General features: G+C 68.2%; 15 protein-coding genes and 1 tRNA gene. 11 read left to right on the top strand and 5 right to left on the bottom strand.

The features are described from left to right. Positions 1–13: 13 nt before the first annotated feature. The 4 genes from yidC to rpmH are packed head-to-tail and all read right to left on the bottom strand — an operon-like array spanning position 14 to position 2,193. Positions 14–1,288 (bottom strand): membrane protein insertase YidC, encoded by a 1,275-nt coding sequence (yidC, locus tag CA983_RS02030; protein WP_086599129.1) that lies wholly within the window; start codon positions 1,286–1,288, stop codon positions 14–16. Positions 1,289–1,291: 3 nt separating this feature from the next. After that, positions 1,292–1,666: a membrane protein insertion efficiency factor YidD gene (yidD, locus tag CA983_RS02025; RefSeq protein ID WP_086599128.1), complete on the bottom strand. Its 375-nt coding sequence runs from the start codon at positions 1,664–1,666 to the stop codon at positions 1,292–1,294. Further along, positions 1,663–2,034, bottom strand: coding sequence for a ribonuclease P protein component (gene rnpA, locus CA983_RS02020; protein WP_010032713.1), 372 nt, complete (start codon positions 2,032–2,034; stop codon positions 1,663–1,665). The genes yidD and rnpA overlap by 4 nt, the downstream gene beginning before the upstream one ends. A 21-nt stretch (positions 2,035–2,055) precedes the next feature. Further along, a complete protein-coding gene (rpmH, locus tag CA983_RS02015) occupies positions 2,056–2,193 on the bottom strand; it encodes a 50S ribosomal protein L34 (protein ID WP_003956500.1) in 138 nt (45 codons plus the stop codon). A gap of 374 nt (positions 2,194–2,567) precedes the next feature. Between rpmH and dnaA the strand changes: the two genes are divergently transcribed. The 9 genes from dnaA to CA983_RS01965 all read left to right on the top strand — a co-directional run bounded on the left by dnaA (position 2,568) and on the right by CA983_RS01965 (position 15,648). Continuing rightward, positions 2,568–4,604, top strand: a complete 2,037-nt coding sequence (dnaA, locus tag CA983_RS02010; RefSeq protein ID WP_086599127.1) for a chromosomal replication initiator protein DnaA — start codon at positions 2,568–2,570, stop codon at positions 4,602–4,604. A 926-nt stretch (positions 4,605–5,530) separates the two neighbouring features. Further along, positions 5,531–6,661 carry a DNA polymerase III subunit beta gene (gene dnaN / locus CA983_RS02000; RefSeq protein ID WP_086599125.1) on the top strand — a complete coding sequence of 377 codons (1,131 nt, stop codon included), beginning with the start codon at positions 5,531–5,533 and terminating at the stop codon, positions 6,659–6,661. A 170-nt stretch (positions 6,662–6,831) separates the two neighbouring features. Continuing rightward, positions 6,832–7,707, top strand: a complete 876-nt coding sequence (gene gnd, locus CA983_RS01995; protein WP_086599124.1) for a phosphogluconate dehydrogenase (NAD(+)-dependent, decarboxylating) — start codon at positions 6,832–6,834, stop codon at positions 7,705–7,707. Between the two features lie 37 nt (positions 7,708–7,744). Next, a complete protein-coding gene (recF, locus tag CA983_RS01990) occupies positions 7,745–8,866 on the top strand; it encodes a DNA replication/repair protein RecF (RefSeq protein ID WP_086599123.1) in 1,122 nt (373 codons plus the stop codon). Further along, positions 8,863–9,441 (top strand): DciA family protein, encoded by a 579-nt coding sequence (locus CA983_RS01985; RefSeq protein ID WP_086599122.1) that lies wholly within the window; start codon positions 8,863–8,865, stop codon positions 9,439–9,441. Before recF ends, CA983_RS01985 begins: the two co-directional genes overlap by 4 nt. A gap of 477 nt (positions 9,442–9,918) precedes the next feature. After that, positions 9,919–11,967: a DNA topoisomerase (ATP-hydrolyzing) subunit B gene (gene gyrB, locus CA983_RS01980; RefSeq protein ID WP_086599164.1), complete on the top strand. Its 2,049-nt coding sequence runs from the start codon at positions 9,919–9,921 to the stop codon at positions 11,965–11,967. A 42-nt stretch (positions 11,968–12,009) separates the two neighbouring features. After that, the gene (gyrA, locus tag CA983_RS01975; protein ID WP_086599121.1) at positions 12,010–14,604 is read left to right on the top strand and encodes a DNA gyrase subunit A; all 2,595 of its coding nucleotides are present in this window, start codon (positions 12,010–12,012) and stop codon (positions 14,602–14,604) included. An 18-nt stretch (positions 14,605–14,622) separates the two neighbouring features. Then, complete coding sequence (locus CA983_RS01970) at positions 14,623–15,447, top strand: DUF3566 domain-containing protein (protein WP_086599120.1); 825 nt, start codon at positions 14,623–14,625, stop codon at positions 15,445–15,447. Between the two features lie 124 nt (positions 15,448–15,571). Further along, positions 15,572–15,648 (top strand) — tRNA-Ile (locus tag CA983_RS01965). A 206-nt stretch (positions 15,649–15,854) separates the two neighbouring features. Here the strand turns inward: CA983_RS01965 and CA983_RS01960 are convergent. Further along, positions 15,855–16,217 carry a DUF6344 domain-containing protein gene (locus CA983_RS01960; RefSeq protein WP_086599119.1) on the bottom strand — a complete coding sequence of 121 codons (363 nt, stop codon included), beginning with the start codon at positions 16,215–16,217 and terminating at the stop codon, positions 15,855–15,857. Between the two features lie 337 nt (positions 16,218–16,554). Here CA983_RS01960 and CA983_RS47525 point away from each other — a divergent pair, with 337 nt between their 5' ends. Together CA983_RS47525 and CA983_RS01950 are read left to right on the top strand one after the other, a co-directional pair. Continuing rightward, positions 16,555–16,683 (top strand): DLW-39 family protein, encoded by a 129-nt coding sequence (locus CA983_RS47525; RefSeq protein WP_003999697.1) that lies wholly within the window; start codon positions 16,555–16,557, stop codon positions 16,681–16,683. Positions 16,684–16,961: 278 nt separating this feature from the next. After that, the coding region (locus tag CA983_RS01950; protein WP_341866631.1) for a hypothetical protein at positions 16,962–18,028 on the top strand (1,067 nt) is incomplete at its 3' end.

The following is an 18,028-nucleotide window of genomic DNA, read 5'->3' as shown; positions in this document are numbered from 1 at the left end:
GATGGACTCCTTCTTACTTCTTGGACGGGGACTTGGGCCGCTGCGGACCCTTGCGCTGTCCGGACTGGGCCTTGCTGCGGGTACCGCTGCCGGACTTCGCGCCGCCCTTCTTGGCAGCGGCGGCGGGCTTGGCGTCCTCCGGCTCGTCGGACTTGGTGAGCGACGTCTTCGGCTCGGACTCGCCGGACGCCTTCGTGACACCGGACTGCCGCTGCGCCTTGGTCTGCCGCTTGGGCTGCTGCCGCTTCGGAGTGCCGGTGGTCGGCGTACCGTCCTCGGTTTCGACGGCGACAGCGGTGTCGCTCTTGATCACGGTGCCGTCGGTCTGGGCGGCGAGGCCGGCCTTGTTCAGGCCGTTGATGAACTTGCGCTCGAACTCGTTGCGGTCGCGTCCCTTGGCGACGATCGCCTTGATGATGACCTTGTCACGGCGCCGGCTGACCTTGCCGTGAGTGGTGACGTGCTTGTGCAGCCGCTCCAGGTACGAGGCCTGGGCCTTGGAACCCGGCGTCGGGTTGTTGTGGATGACGTACATCTGCTGGCCCATGGTCCACACGTTGGTGGTCAGCCAGTAGACGAGGACACCGACGGGGAAGTTGATACCGAAGACGGCGAACATGATCGGGAAGACGTACATCAGCATCTTCTGCTGCTGCATGAACGGCGTCTTCACCGTGGTGTCGACGTTCTTCGTCATCAGCTGGCGCTGCGTGAAGAACTGCGACGCCGACATCAGGACGATCATGACGGCGGTGACCACGCGGACGTCGGTGAGGGAGGCACCGAGTGCTTCCACCTTCGACGCGCTGTCGGTGAACTTCACCGCCAGCGGCGCACCGACGATGTGCGCCTTCTGGGCACTCTCCAGAAGGCTGGTGTTGATCACGCCGATGGTGTCGTTCGACGCGATGCTGTTCAGCACGTGGTACAGGGCGAAGAAGAACGGGGACTGCGCCAGGATGGGAAGGCACGAGGACAGCGGGTTGGTACCCGTGTCCTTGTACAGCTTCATCATCTCTTCGGACTGACGCTGCTTGTCGTTCTTGTAGCGCTCCTGGATCTTCTTCATCTCGGGCTGCAGCGTCTGCATGGCCCGGGTCGCCTTGATCTGCTTCACGAAGAGCGGGATCAGGCAGATACGGATCAGGATCACCAGGGACACGATCGACAGGCCCCAGGCCCATCCGGTGTCAGGCCCGAAGAGGGCGCCGTACACCGAGTGGAACTGGACGATGACCCAGGAGACGGGTGTGGTGATGAAGCTGAAGAGGCTGGCAATCGTGTCCACTAATCATGCTCCTTGGGCATGGGACGGTGTCTCTGCGGCCTGGCTCGAAGGACCGGACTGACTTGTGGGAGAAGTCTGTCCCTCGGTGGCCGGGACGGCGGCGGAGGGCCCGCCCTTGCGTGCACGCCACGCGTTACGCAGCATTTCGTGCCACCGCGGGCGCTTGCGCGGCGGGACATGGTCCACACCGCCCAGCGACCACGGGTTGCACCGCAGGATGCGCCAGGCCGTGAGTGCCGTTCCCTTGATGGCACCGTGCCGGTCGATGGCCGTGAAGCCGTAGTGGGAGCACGACGGGTAGTACTTGCAGACCGGCCCGAGCAGCGGACTGATCGTCCACTGGTAGAGCTTGATCAGAGCAAGCAGCGGGTACTTCATCGCGCGCCCCCTCCCAGCAGCCGCTGGAGGGCGGCATCCAGGTCTCGGGCCAGCTGTGCATGGTCGGCGTCGCCCGCACCGGGCAGCGCTCGTACCACTACCAGGCTACCGGGGGGCAGCTGGGCGACTCGGTCGCGCATCAGGTGGCGAAGCCTGCGCTTCACTTTGTTGCGTACGACCGCACCGCCCACGGCTTTGCTCACGACGAAACCCGCACGCGTCGGGGGAGCGCTCTCCCCAGGCGCATGCGGGTCCGTGGCACCGCTTCGAAGGTGGACGACGAGGTACGGGCGTCCTGCCCGGCGTCCTCGCCGTACCGCGGTCGCGAAGTCCTCGCGCCGCCTCAGCCGGTTCTCGGTGGGCAGCACGATGTCATGACCTGACCGGGATCAGGCGGACAGACGGGCGCGACCCTTGCTACGGCGGGACGCGAGAATCGCGCGGCCGGCACGGGTGCGCATACGCAGCCGGAAGCCGTGGGTCTTCGCGCGACGACGGTTGTTCGGCTGGAAGGTGCGCTTGCTCACTCGGGGGCTCCAGAAAGAATCGGTGGTTGCGGGGTGCCGTCCTGGCTGTCACCGTGCGCCCACGAGTAGCTCGCAGTTACGCCCGAGTGCACCGCTGACCGATCACCCAAATGATCTGTGCCCATCGGAGGCAGGCGGCAGCAGCCATCGACAACTCGACCTGGTTACGGTACGCGCGGCTACGCCATCCGGTCAAACCGGCAGCCACCCGGAGACACTTGTCCACAGGCTGGGGACAACAACTTGAACCGCAGCGGCCGCCCTGACTACCGTGACGGAACTCCGATTCGTTCCCTTATCTCTGACCCACCCGATTTACATCCCGAGCCGTCCCAGAACCACACGTTCGTGGGACCTGTGAGAGAGCGTGCCCTGTGGCTGACGTACCTGCCGATCTTGCCGCAGTGTGGCCACGCGTATTGGAGCAGCTCCTCGGGGAGGGCCGCGGCCAGGGCGTCGAGGCGAAGGACGAGCACTGGATCCGTCGCTGCCAGCCGCTCGCGCTGGTCGCGGACACGGCCCTGCTCGCCGTACCGAACGAATTTGCGAAGGGTGTACTCGAGGGCCGCCTGGCGCCCGTCGTCAGCGAGACCCTGAGCCGCGAGTGCGGCCGCCCGATCCGGATCGCGATCACCGTCGACGACTCCGCGGGCGAGCCCCCGGCCACGTCGGCGCCCCAGGCCCGTCCCCAGTCGCGTTACGAGGAGCCCGAGCTTCCGGCCGCGCGCCAGGACCGCGACGGTTACGAGGGGTACGGCCGCCACCGCGCCGACCCGCTGCCGGGTAATGCCGGCGACCAGCTTCCGCCTACGCGCGGAGATCAACTTCCCAACCCCCGCCCCGCGTACCCGTCCGAGTACCAGCGCCCCGAGCCCGGCTCCTGGCCGCGGCCGACGCAGGACGAATACAGCTGGCAGCAGCAGCGCCTGGGCTTCCCTGAGCGTGACCCGTACGCGTCACCGAGCCAGGACAACTACGGCTCACAGGACTCGTACGGATCCCAGGACTCGTACGGATCCCATGGGTCGTCGCAGGACTCATACGGATCCCGTGGATCACAGGGATCCCATCGATCACAGCGATCCCACGGCTCGCAGGACTCGTACGGCTCGTCCCCCCAGGACTCCTACGGCTCCCCGTCCCAGGACTACCGCCCGCAGTCCATGGAGCGCCCTTCCTACGACCAGCCGCGCTCCGACTACGACACATCACGCCCCGACTACGACCAGCGCGACCCGGTCCGCCGGGAGCCGCCCGAGCCGCCGGCCGGCTCCGGGCACGTGCACCGCGGCGGCCCCGTCGGCCCGAACCTGCCCACGACCGGTGCGCCCGGCCCGCTGGCCGCGCAGCCCGCGCCGGCGACCGGCCCGGGTGAGCCCACCGCGCGCCTGAACCCGAAGTACCTCTTCGACACGTTCGTCATCGGCGCCTCCAACCGCTTCGCACACGCCGCCGCGGTCGCCGTCGCCGAGGCACCGGCGAAGGCGTACAACCCCTTGTTCATCTACGGGGAGTCCGGGCTCGGCAAGACACACCTGCTGCACGCGATCGGCCACTACGCGCGCAGCCTCTACCCGGGCACCCGGGTGCGGTACGTGAGCTCGGAGGAGTTCACCAACGAGTTCATCAACTCCATCCGCGACGGCAAGGGCGACAGCTTCCGCAAGCGCTACCGCGAGATGGACATCCTGCTCGTCGACGACATCCAGTTCCTGGCGGACAAGGAGTCGACGCAGGAGGAGTTCTTCCACACCTTCAACACGCTCCACAACGCCAACAAGCAGATCGTGCTGTCCTCCGACCGGCCGCCCAAGCAGCTGGTGACGCTGGAGGACCGGCTGCGGAACCGTTTCGAGTGGGGTCTCATCACCGACGTGCAGCCGCCCGAGCTGGAGACGCGTATCGCGATCCTCCGCAAGAAGGCGGTGCAGGAGCAGCTGAACGCGCCGCCGGAGGTGCTGGAATTCATCGCGTCCCGGATCTCGCGCAACATCCGCGAGCTGGAGGGCGCGCTGATCCGGGTCACGGCGTTCGCCTCGCTCAACCGGCAGCCGGTGGACCTGGGCCTGACGGAGATCGTCCTCAAGGACCTCATCCCCGGCGGCGAGGACTCGGCCCCCGAGATCACGTCCACGGCCATCATGGGCGCGACGGCGGACTACTTCGGGCTGACCGTCGAGGACCTGTGCGGCACCTCGCGCGGCCGCGCTCTCGTCACCGCCCGGCAGATCGCCATGTACCTGTGCCGTGAGCTCACGGACCTGTCGCTGCCGAAGATCGGCGCGCTGTTCGGCGGCCGCGACCACACGACGGTCATGCACGCGGACCGCAAGATCCGCAATCTGATGGCCGAGCGCCGCTCGATCTACAACCAGGTCACCGAGCTGACCAACCGCATCAAGAACGGCTGACAGAGCCGGCCGTAAGCCACCGAGGGCGCTCCCGGAGCAGGTTTCCGGGGGCGCCCTTCGTCATGCGGCGGCCGTGCTTCGTCGTGTCAGGGCCGTCCTTCGTCGCGTCAGGGCCGTCCATCGCCATGTCTCGTGATCGCCGGCTGTTCGAATTACCTGCCGGGTTACGGCCCCTCTCCACAGATTCGGCGACTTTCTCCCGTCCACACCCTGGGGACTGGAAAGTTGTCCAGACTGTGTCCACAGACGTCTCTGGTGAAGGACGATCAGACCAGGTCACCTGGGTGTGGATTCGTGGACGAAGGTTTTCCACAGGCTGTGGACAGTCAGAGCGTCCACAGCCTGTGCATCGAGTTGTCCACGGGCAACCCACAGGCTGGGGCCGGTTGTCCCCAGCGATCCCCAGCTTCTCCACATCGCTGTCCACTGTTCGGCAACGCGACGCGCCTCCTCACCGGGTCGAGTGAAAGGCGTCACACGAAGGTGCCGGGTTGGGCTGTGGGAAAGGTGGGTAAACCTGGGGACGGCACTGGGGAGAACTCGCCTCCCCCTGTGCACGGGGTGTGCAGAACTTTCCGTTCTCCACAGAAACCCCTGGTTGTCCACCGCCGTCACCCACAGGCCCGGTGGACAAAATTCCCGCTCTGAGCTGGGCAAACGTGGTTATCCACCGTATCCACAGGCCCTACTACTACTTCCAACTAGAGAGAGCTGGGAATTCGTTTCGAAGCGGGTCCTGTGCACAACTCGCTCTCCGGCGCCCGACCGCCCCTCGTCACGACTTGACCCCGACAGGCACCTACTGTCAGTGCGGTGCGTCAGACTGGTCCCCGGTGTCCTCCCCATCCCAGGGACCGTCGACACCGAGACAGACGACGAGGGCCAGGCAGAGCGAGAAGCGCCGGCAACAGCAGGAGGCGGCAACAGTGAAGATCCGGGTGGAACGCGACGTACTCGCGGAGGCAGTGGCCTGGGCGGCACGCAGCCTCCCGGCCCGTCCGCCGGCGCCTGTCCTCGCCGGCCTGCTGCTGAAGGCCGAGGACGGCCAGCTGAGCCTGTCCAGCTTCGACTACGAGGTCTCCGCACGCGTGTCCGTGGAGGCCGAAGTCGAGGAGGAGGGCACGGTGCTCGTCTCCGGCCGCCTCCTCGCGGACATCTGCCGCGCCCTGCCCAACCGGCCGGTGGAGATCTCCACAGACGGTGTACGGGCGACGGTGGTGTGCGGCTCCTCCCGGTTCACACTCCACACCCTGCCTGTGGAGGAGTATCCGGCGCTGCCGCAGATGCCGAACGCGACGGGCACGGTCCCCGGCGAGGTCTTCGCCTCCGCGGCCGCCCAGGTGGCGATCGCCGCCGGCCGCGACGACACGCTGCCCGTCCTCACGGGCGTCCGTATCGAGATCGAGGGCGACACGGTCACGCTGGCGTCCACCGACCGCTACCGCTTCGCGGTCCGTGAGTTCCTGTGGAAGCCGGAGAACCCGGAAGCCTCCGCGGTCGCCCTGGTGCCCGCCAAGACGCTGCTGGACACCGCCAAGGCCCTGACGAGCGGCGACCAGGTGACCCTGGCGCTGTCCGGCTCGGGCTCGGGTGAGGGCCTGATCGGCTTCGAGGGCGCCGGCCGCCGTACGACGACCCGCCTGCTGGAGGGCGACCTCCCGAAGTACCGCACGCTGTTCCCGACGGAGTTCAACAGCATCGCCGTGATCGAGACCGCCCCGTTCGTGGAGGCCGTCAAGCGTGTGGCCCTGGTCGCCGAGCGGAACACCCCGGTGCGCCTCAGCTTCGAGCAGGGCGTGCTCATCCTGGAGGCCGGCTCCAGCGACGACGCACAGGCTGTGGAAAGGGTCGACGCCCAGCTGGAGGGCGACGACATCTCGATCGCCTTCAACCCGACGTTCCTGCTGGACGGCCTGAGCGCCATCGACTCCCCGGTCGCGCAGCTGTCCTTCACGACGTCCACGAAGCCCGCGCTGCTCAGCGGCAAGCCGGCGGTGGACGCCGAGGCGGACGAGGCCTACAAGTACCTGATCATGCCGGTGCGGCTGAGCGGCTGAGCGGCCGGGCTCCGGTGGTTGTCCACAGGCTGGGGGCAAACCCGCAGGTGAGGGCGTACGACTGAGCGCGTATGCCCACAGATGTGCGCGAGCGTCCGGGTTTAGGCTCGGCACGGTACGAAAGTGCCGCAACGCCACTCGGACACCTGCGAACCTAAGGAACACAACTGATGGAGCTCGGTCTCGTCGGCCTCGGCAAGATGGGCGGCAACATGCGCGAGCGGATCCGCCGCGCGGGCCACACCGTCTTCGGATACGACCGCAACCCGGACCTCGCCGATGTCCACAGCCTGGAAGAGCTTGTGGGCAAGCTCAGGGGACCGCGCGTGGTCTGGGTGATGGTCCCGGCGGGCGAGCCCACGCAGTCCACCATCGACGAGCTCGCCGAACTGCTGGAGCCCGGTGACGTCGTCGTGGACGGCGGCAACTCCCGCTGGACCGACGACGAGAAGCACGCCGAGGAGCTGGCGGCCAAGGGCATCGGCTTCGTCGACTGCGGTGTCTCCGGCGGCGTCTGGGGCCTGGAGAACGGCTACGCGCTGATGTACGGCGGCGACGCGGAGAACGTCGCCAAGGTGCAGCCGGTCTTCGACGCCCTCAAGCCGGAGGGCGACTTCGGCTCGGTGCACGCCGGCAAGGTCGGCGCGGGCCACTTCGCGAAGATGGTCCACAACGGCATCGAGTACGCGATGATGCAGGCCTACGCCGAGGGCTGGGAGCTCCTGGAGAAGGTCGACTCCGTGACCGACGTCCGGGAGGTCTTCCGCTCCTGGCAGGAGGGCACGGTCATCCGCTCCTGGCTGCTGGACCTCGCGGTCAACGCGCTCGACGAGGACGAGCACCTGGACAAGCTCCGGGGTTATGCACAGGACTCCGGTGAGGGACGCTGGACTGTGGAAGCCGCCATAGACCACGCGGTGCCGCTGCCGGCGATCACGGCGTCGCTGTTCGCGCGGTTCGCCTCCCGCCAGGAGGACTCGCCCCAGATGAAGATGATCGCGGCGCTGCGGAACCAGTTCGGCGGCCACGCGGTCGAGACCAAGTAAGCAACACCCGACGGTTGGGGAGGTCGGCGAAACGACCATGCACGTCACGCATCTGTCGCTGGCCGACTTCCGTTCGTACCCCCGGGTCGAGGTCCCGCTCGACCCGGGAGTGACGGCCTTCGTCGGCCCGAACGGGCAGGGCAAGACCAACCTCGTCGAGGCCGTCGGCTATCTCGCCACGCTCGGCAGCCACCGCGTCTCCTCCGACGCCCCCCTGGTCCGCATGGGCGCCGAGCGCGCGATCATCAGGGCTCAGGTGCGGCAGGGCGAGCGGCAGCAGCTGGTCGAGCTGGAGCTGAACCCGGGGCGCGCCAACCGGGCCCGTATCAACAGATCCTCGCAGGTCAAGCCGCGTGACGTGCTGGGGATCGTACGGACCGTGCTGTTCGCACCCGAGGATCTCGCCCTGGTCAAGGGCGACCCCGGTGAACGGCGCCGCTTCCTCGACGAGCTGATCACCGCCCGTTCCCCGCGCATGGCCGGGGTCCGCTCCGACTACGAGCGCGTCCTCAAGCAGCGCAACACCCTGCTGAAGTCGGCCGCGCTCGCCCGCCGGCACGGCGGCCGCAGTGTGGACATGTCCACGCTCGACATCTGGGACCAGCATCTCGCGCGCGCGGGTGCCGAGTTGCTCGCCCAGCGCCTGGACCTGATCGCCGCGGTCCAGCCGCTCGCCGACAAGGCGTACGAGCAGCTCGCCCCCGGCGGCGGCCCGATCGCCCTGGAGTACAAGCCGTCCGCGCCGGGCGAGGCGCACACGCGCGAGGACCTGTACGAGCAGCTGATGGCCGCGCTCGCCGAGGCACGCAAGCAGGAGATCGAGCGGGGCGTCACCCTGGTCGGCCCGCACCGGGACGACCTCCAGCTCAAGCTCGGCCAGCTGCCCGCCAAGGGGTACGCCTCGCACGGCGAGTCCTGGTCCTACGCCCTGGCGCTGCGCCTCGCCTCCTACGACCTGCTGCGCGCGGAGGGCAACGAGCCGGTGCTGGTGCTCGACGACGTGTTCGCCGAGCTGGACACCCGGCGCCGTAAGCGCCTCGCCGAGCTGGTCGCGCCGGGCGAGCAGGTCCTGGTGACGGCCGCGGTCGACGACGACGTACCGCATGTGCTGTCCGGGGTGCGGTTCGCCGTGTCCGAGGGGACGGTGGAGCGCGTATGACGGAAAACACACCGCAGAGCACACCGGAAAACACACCGGAGAACCCGTCCGGGAAAGCCCCCGGGCCCCGGTCGCCCGAGCCGTCCGGCGTCGACCTCGCGCGCGTGGCGCTCCGCGCCGCAAAGGAAGCCGCACGCGCGCGGGGGGACGCGGCGCAGCAGAAGAAACAGGCGCGCCGCGGCGGACTGCGCTCCGGCGCGCGCGCCGACCGCCGCGACCCCATGGCGCTCGGCTCCGCGATCAACCGGCTCATCACCGAGCGCGGCTGGGAGGCCCCGGCCGCGGTCGGCGGGGTGATGGGCCGCTGGCCGCAGATCGTCGGCGAGGACGTGGCCAAGCACTGTGTGCCGGAGAGGTACGACGAGGACGAGCACGTCCTGTCCGTGCGCTGCGACTCGACGGCCTGGGCGACGAACCTCCGGCTGCTCGCCCCGACCCTGGTCGCGCGCCTGAACGAGGATCTGGGCCACGGCACGGTGAAGATGATCAAGGTGCAGGGCCCGGGCGCCCCCACCCGCCGCTACGGCCCGTTGCGCGCCCCCGGCAGCACCGGTCCCGGCGACACCTACGGCTGACGGGAGCCCTTCCCGGAGGCTGTCCGGAGGCTCCGTGAGGGCCCGAACGGCGCCCGTTTCCCACCGGTCGACAACAAGTGACTGACATCACAAAAGTCGCTGCCGACGGCCCGCTCGGAGCCCCGGCGCCCCGCTCTTCGCACCGCCGCACGCGGTTGCGAATAGCGACCTGACTCCGAAGTAGCCAAGGGTTGACGGCCGGAAGCGCTGAGTGCCTCCGTGAGCCTCCTGGAGCCCCCATCCGCATATCGGGAGTCGGGGAAGACCGGTTGAGGGCGGCACATGCGGACTCAGGTACCGGCAAACCCCCATCAGTGTCAGTGCTACCGGTAGACTGGAGGCAATCCCGCCCCAATCGTGGGGACCGTCCGGGAAAAGCTGAGCAACGCTGATCAAGGCTTACCAACGCAACATGCCGCAGCCGCTCCGGCAACCCGCCGACGAGCCTGGCTCGTGCTGTGCCAGAAAGGGCGCTTCGTGGCCGATTCCGGCAACCCCAACGAGAACAACCCGTCCGTCGAGGCCATGGCTGGAGTCGCCGAGGCCTCCGCTACTGCTTCGTACGACGCAAGTGCCATCACCGTCCTCGAGGGTCTGGACGCGGTCCGCAAGCGACCCGGCATGTACATCGGTTCGACCGGTGAGCGCGGCCTGCACCACCTGGTGCAGGAGGTCGTCGACAACTCCGTCGACGAGGCGCTCGCGGGATACGCGGACACGATCGACGTGACGATCCTCGCCGACGGCGGCGTACGGGTCGTGGACAACGGCCGTGGCATCCCGGTCGGCATCGTCCCCTCCGAGGGCAAGCCGGCCGTCGAGGTCGTGCTGACGGTCCTGCACGCGGGCGGAAAGTTCGGGGGCGGCGGCTACGCGGTCTCCGGCGGTCTGCACGGCGTGGGTGTCTCCGTCGTGAACGCCCTGTCGACCAAGGTCTCCGTCGAGATCAAGACCGACGGCTACCGGTGGACGCAGGACTACAAGTTGGGCGTCCCGACGGCCCCGCTCGCCAAGCACGAACCCACGGACGAGCACGGCACCACGGTCACCTTCTGGGCCGACCCGGACATCTTCGAGACCACCGACTACTCCTTCGAGACGCTGTCGCGGCGCTTCCAGGAGATGGCGTTCCTCAACAAGGGCCTGCGCATCAACCTCACCGACGAGCGCGAGTCGGCGAAGGCCACGGCCGGCGCGGACGAGGCCGGCGAGGACGAGAAGCACGAGGTCAAGCACGTCTCGTACCACTACGAGGGCGGCATCGTCGACTTCGTGAAGTACCTCAACTCCCGCAAGGGCGAGGCGGTTCACCCCACCGTCATCGACCTGGAGGCCGAGGACAAGGACAGGCAGCTGTCCCTCGAGGTCGCCATGCAGTGGAACAGCGGCTACACGGAGGGCGTGTACTCCTTCGCCAACATCATCCACACCCACGAGGGCGGTACGCACGAAGAGGGCTTCCGGGCCGCGCTGACCTCGCTGATCAACAAGTACGCGCGCGACAAGAGGCTGCTGCGAGAGAAGGACGACAACCTCACCGGTGACGACATCCGCGAGGGTCTGACCGCGATCATCTCGGTCAAACTGAGCGAGCCCCAGTTCGAAGGCCAGACGAAGACGAAGCTGGGCAACACCGAGGTCAAGACCTTCGTCCAGAGGGTCGTCTACGAGCACCTGAACGACTGGCTGGACCGCAACCCCAACGAGGCCGCGGACATCGTCCGCAAGGGCATCGCGGCGGCCACCGCGCGCGTGGCGGCCCGCAAGGCCCGCGACCTGACGCGCCGTAAGGGCCTGCTGGAGACCGCGTCCCTGCCGGGCAAGCTCTCCGACTGCCAGTCGAACGACCCGACCAAGTGCGAGATCTTCATCGTCGAGGGTGACTCCGCCGGCGGCTCGGCCAAGTCCGGCCGGAATCCGCAGTACCAGGCGATCCTCCCGATCCGAGGCAAGATCCTCAACGTCGAGAAGGCGCGCATCGACCGGATCCTCCAGAACCAGGAGATCCAGGCGATGATCTCCGCGTTCGGCACGGGTGTGCACGAGGACTTCGACATCGAGAAGCTCCGCTACCACAAGATCATCCTCATGGCGGACGCCGACGTCGACGGCCAGCACATCAACACCCTGCTGCTGACCTTCCTGTTCCGCTTCATGCGGCCCCTGGTCGAGGCCGGGCACGTGTACCTCTCCCGTCCGCCGCTCTACAAGATCAAGTGGGGCAAGGACGACTTCGAGTACGCGTACTCCGACCGCGAGCGCGACGCCCTGATCGAGATGGGCCGCCAGGCCGGCAAGCGCATCCGGGACGACTCGGTCCAGCGCTTCAAGGGCCTCGGCGAGATGAACGCCGAGGAGCTGCGCATCACGACCATGGACCAGGAGCACCGCGTCCTCGGCCAGGTCACCCTCGACGACGCCGCCCAGGCCGACGACCTGTTCTCGGTCCTCATGGGCGAAGACGTCGAGGCCCGCCGCGCGTTCATCCAGCGCAACGCCAAGGACGTCCGCTTCCTCGACATCTGAGTCGGTCTCAGCTGACCGCACCAGGAAGGATCTTCACCAGCAATGACCGACGACAACACTCCCGTGACGACGCCCGAGGGTGACGCCCTGGCCATGCGCGTCGAGCCCGTCGGGCTCGAGACGGAGATGCAGCGCTCGTACCTCGACTACGCGATGTCCGTCATCGTCTCGCGTGCGCTGCCGGACGTCCGTGACGGCCTCAAGCCCGTCCACCGCCGCGTCCTGTACGCCATGTACGACGGCGGCTACCGCCCCGAGCGCGGCTTCTACAAGTGCGCCCGCGTCGTCGGCGACGTCATGGGCAACTACCACCCGCACGGCGACTCCTCCATCTACGACGCGCTCGTGCGTCTCGCCCAGTCGTGGTCGATGCGCATGCCGCTCGTCGACTCCAACGGCAACTTCGGCTCCCCGGGCAACGACCCGGCGGCGGCGATGCGGTACACCGAGTGCAAGATGGCGCCGCTGTCGATGGAGATGGTCCGTGACATCGATGAGGAGACCGTCGACTTCACGGACAACTACGACGGCCGCTCCCAGGAGCCGACCGTCCTGCCGGCCCGCTTCCCGAACCTGCTGATCAACGGCTCGGCCGGCATCGCGGTCGGCATGGCGACCAACATCCCGCCGCACAACCTGCGCGAGGTCGCCGCCGGTGCCCAGTGGTACCTGGAGAACCCCGAGGCCTCACACGAGGAGCTCCTGGACGCGCTCATCGAGCGCATCAAGGGCCCGGACTTCCCGACCGGCGCGCTCGTCGTCGGCCGCCGGGGCATCGAGGAGGCGTACCGCACCGGCCGCGGCTCCATCACCATGCGCGCGGTCGTCGAGGTCGAGGAGATCCAGAACCGCCAGTGCCTGGTGGTCACGGAACTGCCGTACCAGACCAACCCGGACAACCTCGCCCAGAAGATTGCCGACCTGGTCAAGGACGGCAAGGTCGGCGGCATCGCGGACGTCCGCGACGAGACGTCCTCCCGCACCGGCCAGCGCCTGGTCATCGTGCTGAAGCGGGACGCGGTCGCCAAGGTCGTGCTGAACAACCTCTACAAGCACACCGACCTGCAGACGAACTTCGGCGCCAACATGCTGGCGCTGGTGGACGGCGTGCCACGCACGCTCTCGCTCGACGCGTTCATCCGCCACTGGGTGGCGCACCAGATCGAGGTCATCGTCCGCCGCACGCGCTTCCGGCTGCGCAAGGCCGAGGAGCGCGCGCACATCCTGCGCGGTCTGCTGAAGGCCTTGGACGCCATCGACGAGGTCATCGCGCTGATCCGGCGCAGCGACACGGTCGACATCGCGCGCGGGGGCCTGATGAGCCTCCTGGAGATCGACGAGATCCAGGCCAACGCCATCCTCGAGATGCAGCTGCGCCGACTGGCCGCCCTGGAGCGCCAGAAGATCGTCCAGGAGCACGACGAACTCCAGACGAAGATCACCGAGTACAACGAGATCCTGGCCTCCCCGGTCCGTCAGCGGGGCATCGTCAGCGCGGAACTGGCCGCGATCGTCGAGAAGTTCGGCGACGACCGCAAGACCAAGCTGATCCCGTACGAGGGCGACATGTCCATCGAGGACCTGATCGCCGAGGAGGACATCGTCGTCACGGTCACCCGGGGCGGCTACATCAAGCGCACCAAGACCGACGACTACCGCGCCCAGAAACGCGGCGGCAAGGGCGTGCGCGGCACGAAGCTCAAGGAAGACGACATCGTCGACCACTTCTTCGTGTCCACCACGCACCACTGGCTGCTGTTCTTCACCAACAAGGGCCGCGTCTACCGCGTCAAGGGCTACGAGCTGCCCGACGCCGGCCGGGACGCGCGCGGTCAGCACGTCGCCAACCTGCTCGCCTTCCAGCCCGACGAGGCGATCGCCGAGATCCTGGCGATCCGCGACTACGAGGCGGTTCCGTACCTCGTCCTCGCCACCAAGGCCGGACTTGTGAAGAAGACGCCTCTGAAGGATTACGATTCGCCGCGTTCCGGCGGTGTGATCGCGATCAACCTCCGGTCGATGGAGGACGGTTCGGACGACGAACTGATCGGAGCCGAACTTGTCTCGGCCGACGACGATCTGCTTCTGATCAGCAAGAAGGCGCAGTCGATCAGGTTCACCGCATCGGACGAAACCCTGCGTCCCATGGGCCGTGCCACCTCGGGTGTCAAGGGCATGAGCTTCCGCGAGGGCGACGAGCTGCTCTCGATGAATGTTGTTCGACCCGGTACGTTCGTGTTCACTGCCACCGACGGCGGGTACGCGAAGCGGACCAACGTCGACGAGTACCGCGTCCAGGGTCGCGGCGGCCTCGGCATCAAGGCCGCCAAGATCGTGGAGGACCGTGGATCTCTCGTCGGCGCTCTGGTGGTCGAGGAGACCGACGAGATCCTCGCCATCACGCTGGGCGGCGGTGTGATTCGTACGCGAGTCAACGAGATCAGGGAAACCGGCCGTGACACCATGGGCGTCCAACTGATCAATCTGGGCAAGCGCGATGCCGTTGTCGGCATCGCACGCAACGCCGAAGCGGGACGCGAGGCGGAGGAGGTCGACGGCGACGTGGTCGTCGACGAGACCGCCGAAGGTGCCGCGACCACCGGCACGGACGAGGGTGAGGCGCCCTCGGCCGAGTAGCACGAGGAGTGAGTCAGCGTGAGCGGAGCCACGGGCGCCGGACCGAGGGGTACCTCGAAGGGTACGGACACGGACGACGGCGGCCGTGGCTCCGCCGCGCGTGCGGCGGACCCGCACACGACCAACCTGAAGGCGATCAAGTCCCCGACCAAGGACTCGTCCTCGCCTGACAGGCATGAATCACAGGGGGGAACCGTGACGGACACCAGAGGTCCGCAGACCCAGCAGCACACCGCTGGAGCGGGCCCGTCCGCATCCGGCGCCCAGCCGCAGCCCGAGCCGGCCGCGCAGGAGAAGGGCACCGCCGCGCAGACGGCCTCCCCCCTGCCGGGGGAACGGCAGACGCAGCAGCAGGCCGGGCCGTACCACCCGCCGCAGGCCTATCCGGCGCAGCCCGCCGCGGGCGGTGCCGGAATCGGTGCTGCCGCCGGTGCCGCACGGCGTCCCCGCACCGGTGCCCGCACCACGCCGCGCGTCCGCAAGGCCCGCCTGCGTGTGGCCAAGGCCGACCCGTGGTCGGTGATGAAGGTCAGCTTCCTGCTCTCCATCGCCCTGGGCATCTGCACGATCGTGGCGTCCGCCGTGCTGTGGATGGTGATGGACGCCATGGGCGTCTTCTCCACGGTCGGCGGCACGATCTCCGAGGCGACCGGCTCGAACGAGTCGAACGGCTTCGACCTCCAGGCCTTCCTGTCGCTGCCCAACGTCCTCATGTTCACGTCGGTCATCGCGGTCATCGACGTCGTCCTGGCGACGGCCCTCGCGACGCTCGGCGCGTTCATCTACAACCTGTCCGCGGGCTTCGTGGGCGGTGTGGAGCTGACGCTCGCCGAGGACGAGTAGACCCCTCGTAGATCCCTCGTCGGCGGCGGGTGCCGGTGTCCCGACAACCGATTTTGGGACTGCCCATGTCGTGCGCTAATCTTCAGGAGTCAGCGCGCGGGACACACACACCGCAGAGCGCGGCGGGGCTATAGCTCAGTTGGTTAGAGCGCATCCCTGATAAGGATGAGGCCACAGGTTCAAATCCTGTTAGCCCCACCAGCGAAAAGACCCCCAGTCGGTATCGACTGGGGGTCTTTGCCATCCATGAGGCCCCTGTGACGACGGCTGACCCTCCAGCGCTTCCAGTCGGTCAGCCTCACCAGCCAGGTTGTGGGACCAGCCGGCATCAGTAGATGAAGAAGGCCCGGCGGCTCCTCGGAGCCGTCGGGCCTGTACGCGGGTCGCCGGGAACTCTGACGGGGATATCAGCGCTGCAGCGGAGTGAGATGGTCCGCTGGATCGCCGTCGGTGTCGTCGTCGGTGCAGTCGGCGGTGGGCGACGCCGTCGTGTCCGCGAGCGGGCGGTGGCGGCAGCTCGGGGACTTGCCGTGGGCCTCGGCGTGGATGCGCTGCTTCATCGTGGGGGGCAGGGCCTTGGCGTAGGACAAGGACCAGGGGGCCGTCGCCGGCGCCGTCCGCTGCTGCGGGATCAGCGCGCTGTTGCGCTTCTGCTCGGGCTGCGGTACCGCCGCGGCGGCGGTCGTGGTGATGAATCCGAGCGTCGTGCACAGCGCGAGGAAGGCGGTGACGATGGCGGTCCACAGCTTCATGACCTTGTTCAGGGCCATAACCCCTCACTTTCGGGTTGGGCGATTTGCGTACTTTCCTCATGATGTGTATGAGGACCGAGAAGTGGTGGACCGATGCCCGTGGCGCATCGATGTTCAGATGAACGCCACCCGGATGGGCGCAAGTAGGGCGAAAACGTGAGGAAGGAGGAGAAGAGCGGTCGAATTAACCGTCCGTCGGCGTGTGATCACTCTCCGGTCGGAGCGGCGTACTCCGCTTCTATGCCGGTTGCCGGGACGGAAGTTGAGGGCCGACTCAGGTCACCGATCGGTATCGGTCGGTGTGTATAGTCGGGCGCCAGAGGTCCCCTACGTCAACGAAAGACGAGGTCGCGCGGTGAAGAAGCTTCTCCTGGTCGCACTGGCCGCCATCGGCGGGCTCCTCGTGTACCGCCAGATCCAGGCGGATCGCGCCGAGCAGGACCTGTGGACGGAGGCGACTGACTCCGTGCCCACGGGTTCGTGAGTCACGACTCAAAACGAGCACACCCCGGCCGCCTCGCGGTCGGGGTTTTGTGTGTTCACGGGGACGGCGGGACGCTGGACGCGGCGGCGGGGCAGGATGGGCCACGGTTCCACGGTTTGCGGTTTCACGACGGTTCTGCGGTCCGGTGACGTGAGGGGTGGCGCGTGAGGGGACGGTGTCGTACGGCGTGGGGGCGTGCGGGCGCGTGGCGCGGTCGCAGCCCGTCGGTGGTCGCGCGCCTGGGAGTCGTGGCGGTGGTGCTGGGTACGGCGGCCGTGATGCCCGGACAAGCCGCCCTGGCCGCCGCCGGAGCCCCCGGTACGGCGGTGTCGTCTAGCCCGTACGCCTTCGCCGACGACGCCCGGAGCATCGAGGGGGCGAGGAGCACCGGTGACGCCGTACTGCTGACGCCCGGCACGGCCTACAAGAGCTCCCTCCCGAGCAGCGGCAAGATCAGCTACAGCCTCCAGCTCGACGCCACGTCGAACGCGTACGTCTCCGTCACCGCCGTCCCCTCCCCCGGCAGCACCGTCTCCCTCATCGACGGGCTCAGGGTGTCCGTGCAGGACAGCGACGGCACTCCCTGTTCCAGCGACACCGCGACTTTCGGTGCCGCCCGCAGCCCGCACCCGATCGCGGCGTGGGGCCGGCGCGAGATCTCGCCCACCAAGTCGCTGTGCCGGGAGGCCGGGACCTACTACGTGTTCGTCGAGCGCGTCGACCCGAAGGGCGAGGGCTCCTCGCCCGACGCCTGGGATCTGGAACTCGTCGCCACGACGGAGCCACGGACGGCGAAGACCGGGCCCACCAGCGCACCCGAGGTGTGGAACTCCGCCTCGCCCCAGCCGCCCCAGGGGAAGGCCGAGCGCCGCCCGGGCGGTGCGGGATTCGCCGGGGCCACCCCGCTCGACCAGGGGGTCTGGCGGGACGACATCACGCCCGGCCAGACGCTCTTCTACGAGGTGCCGGTCGACTGGGGCCAGCAGCTCCAGGTCACCGCCGACCTCGCCAGCTCGGCCTCCGGAGGCACTGGCTACATGAGCGACGCGCTGGACCTGGACCTGTACAACCCGGCGCGCGGCCGCGTCGCCGACGTGGGCATCGGCTACGACGGCGACCAGAAGTCCGGGAGCCTGCCTCCCCTGCCGCCGGTCGACCACGCCAACCGTCACTCCGCCATCGGCCAGGTCGGTGCGATGCGTTTCGCCGGCTCCTACTACCTCGTCGCGCACCTTTCGCAGAGCGTCGCCGAGAGCTTCGGGGACGGGCCGTTCGGCCTGATACTGCGGGTCCGGGTGAGCGGGGCGGCGCAGGGTGGGCCCGACTACGTGGGGGAGTCCCAGCC

It is taken from the genome of Streptomyces swartbergensis, assembly GCF_002148965.1.
In the GTDB taxonomy this organism is placed as follows: domain Bacteria; phylum Actinomycetota; class Actinomycetes; order Streptomycetales; family Streptomycetaceae; genus Streptomyces; species Streptomyces swartbergensis.
This window is presented reverse-complemented; position numbering and strand designations above follow the sequence as displayed.

Bases quoted from the DNA above. Each gene is read 5' to 3' on its own strand.
- yidD (WP_086599128.1), bottom strand. From the start codon at position 1,666: ATGAAGTACCCGCTGCTTGCTCTGATCAAGCTCTACCAGTGGACGATC.
- gnd (WP_086599124.1), top strand. From the start codon at position 6,832: ATGGAGCTCGGTCTCGTCGGCCTCGGCAAGATGGGCGGCAACATGCGC.
- gyrA (WP_086599121.1), top strand. From the start codon at position 12,010: ATGACCGACGACAACACTCCCGTGACGACGCCCGAGGGTGACGCCCTG.
- CA983_RS01960 (WP_086599119.1), bottom strand. From the start codon at position 16,217: ATGGCCCTGAACAAGGTCATGAAGCTGTGGACCGCCATCGTCACCGCC.
- CA983_RS01985 (WP_086599122.1), top strand. From the start codon at position 8,863: ATGACGGAAAACACACCGCAGAGCACACCGGAAAACACACCGGAGAAC.
- recF (WP_086599123.1), top strand. From the start codon at position 7,745: ATGCACGTCACGCATCTGTCGCTGGCCGACTTCCGTTCGTACCCCCGG.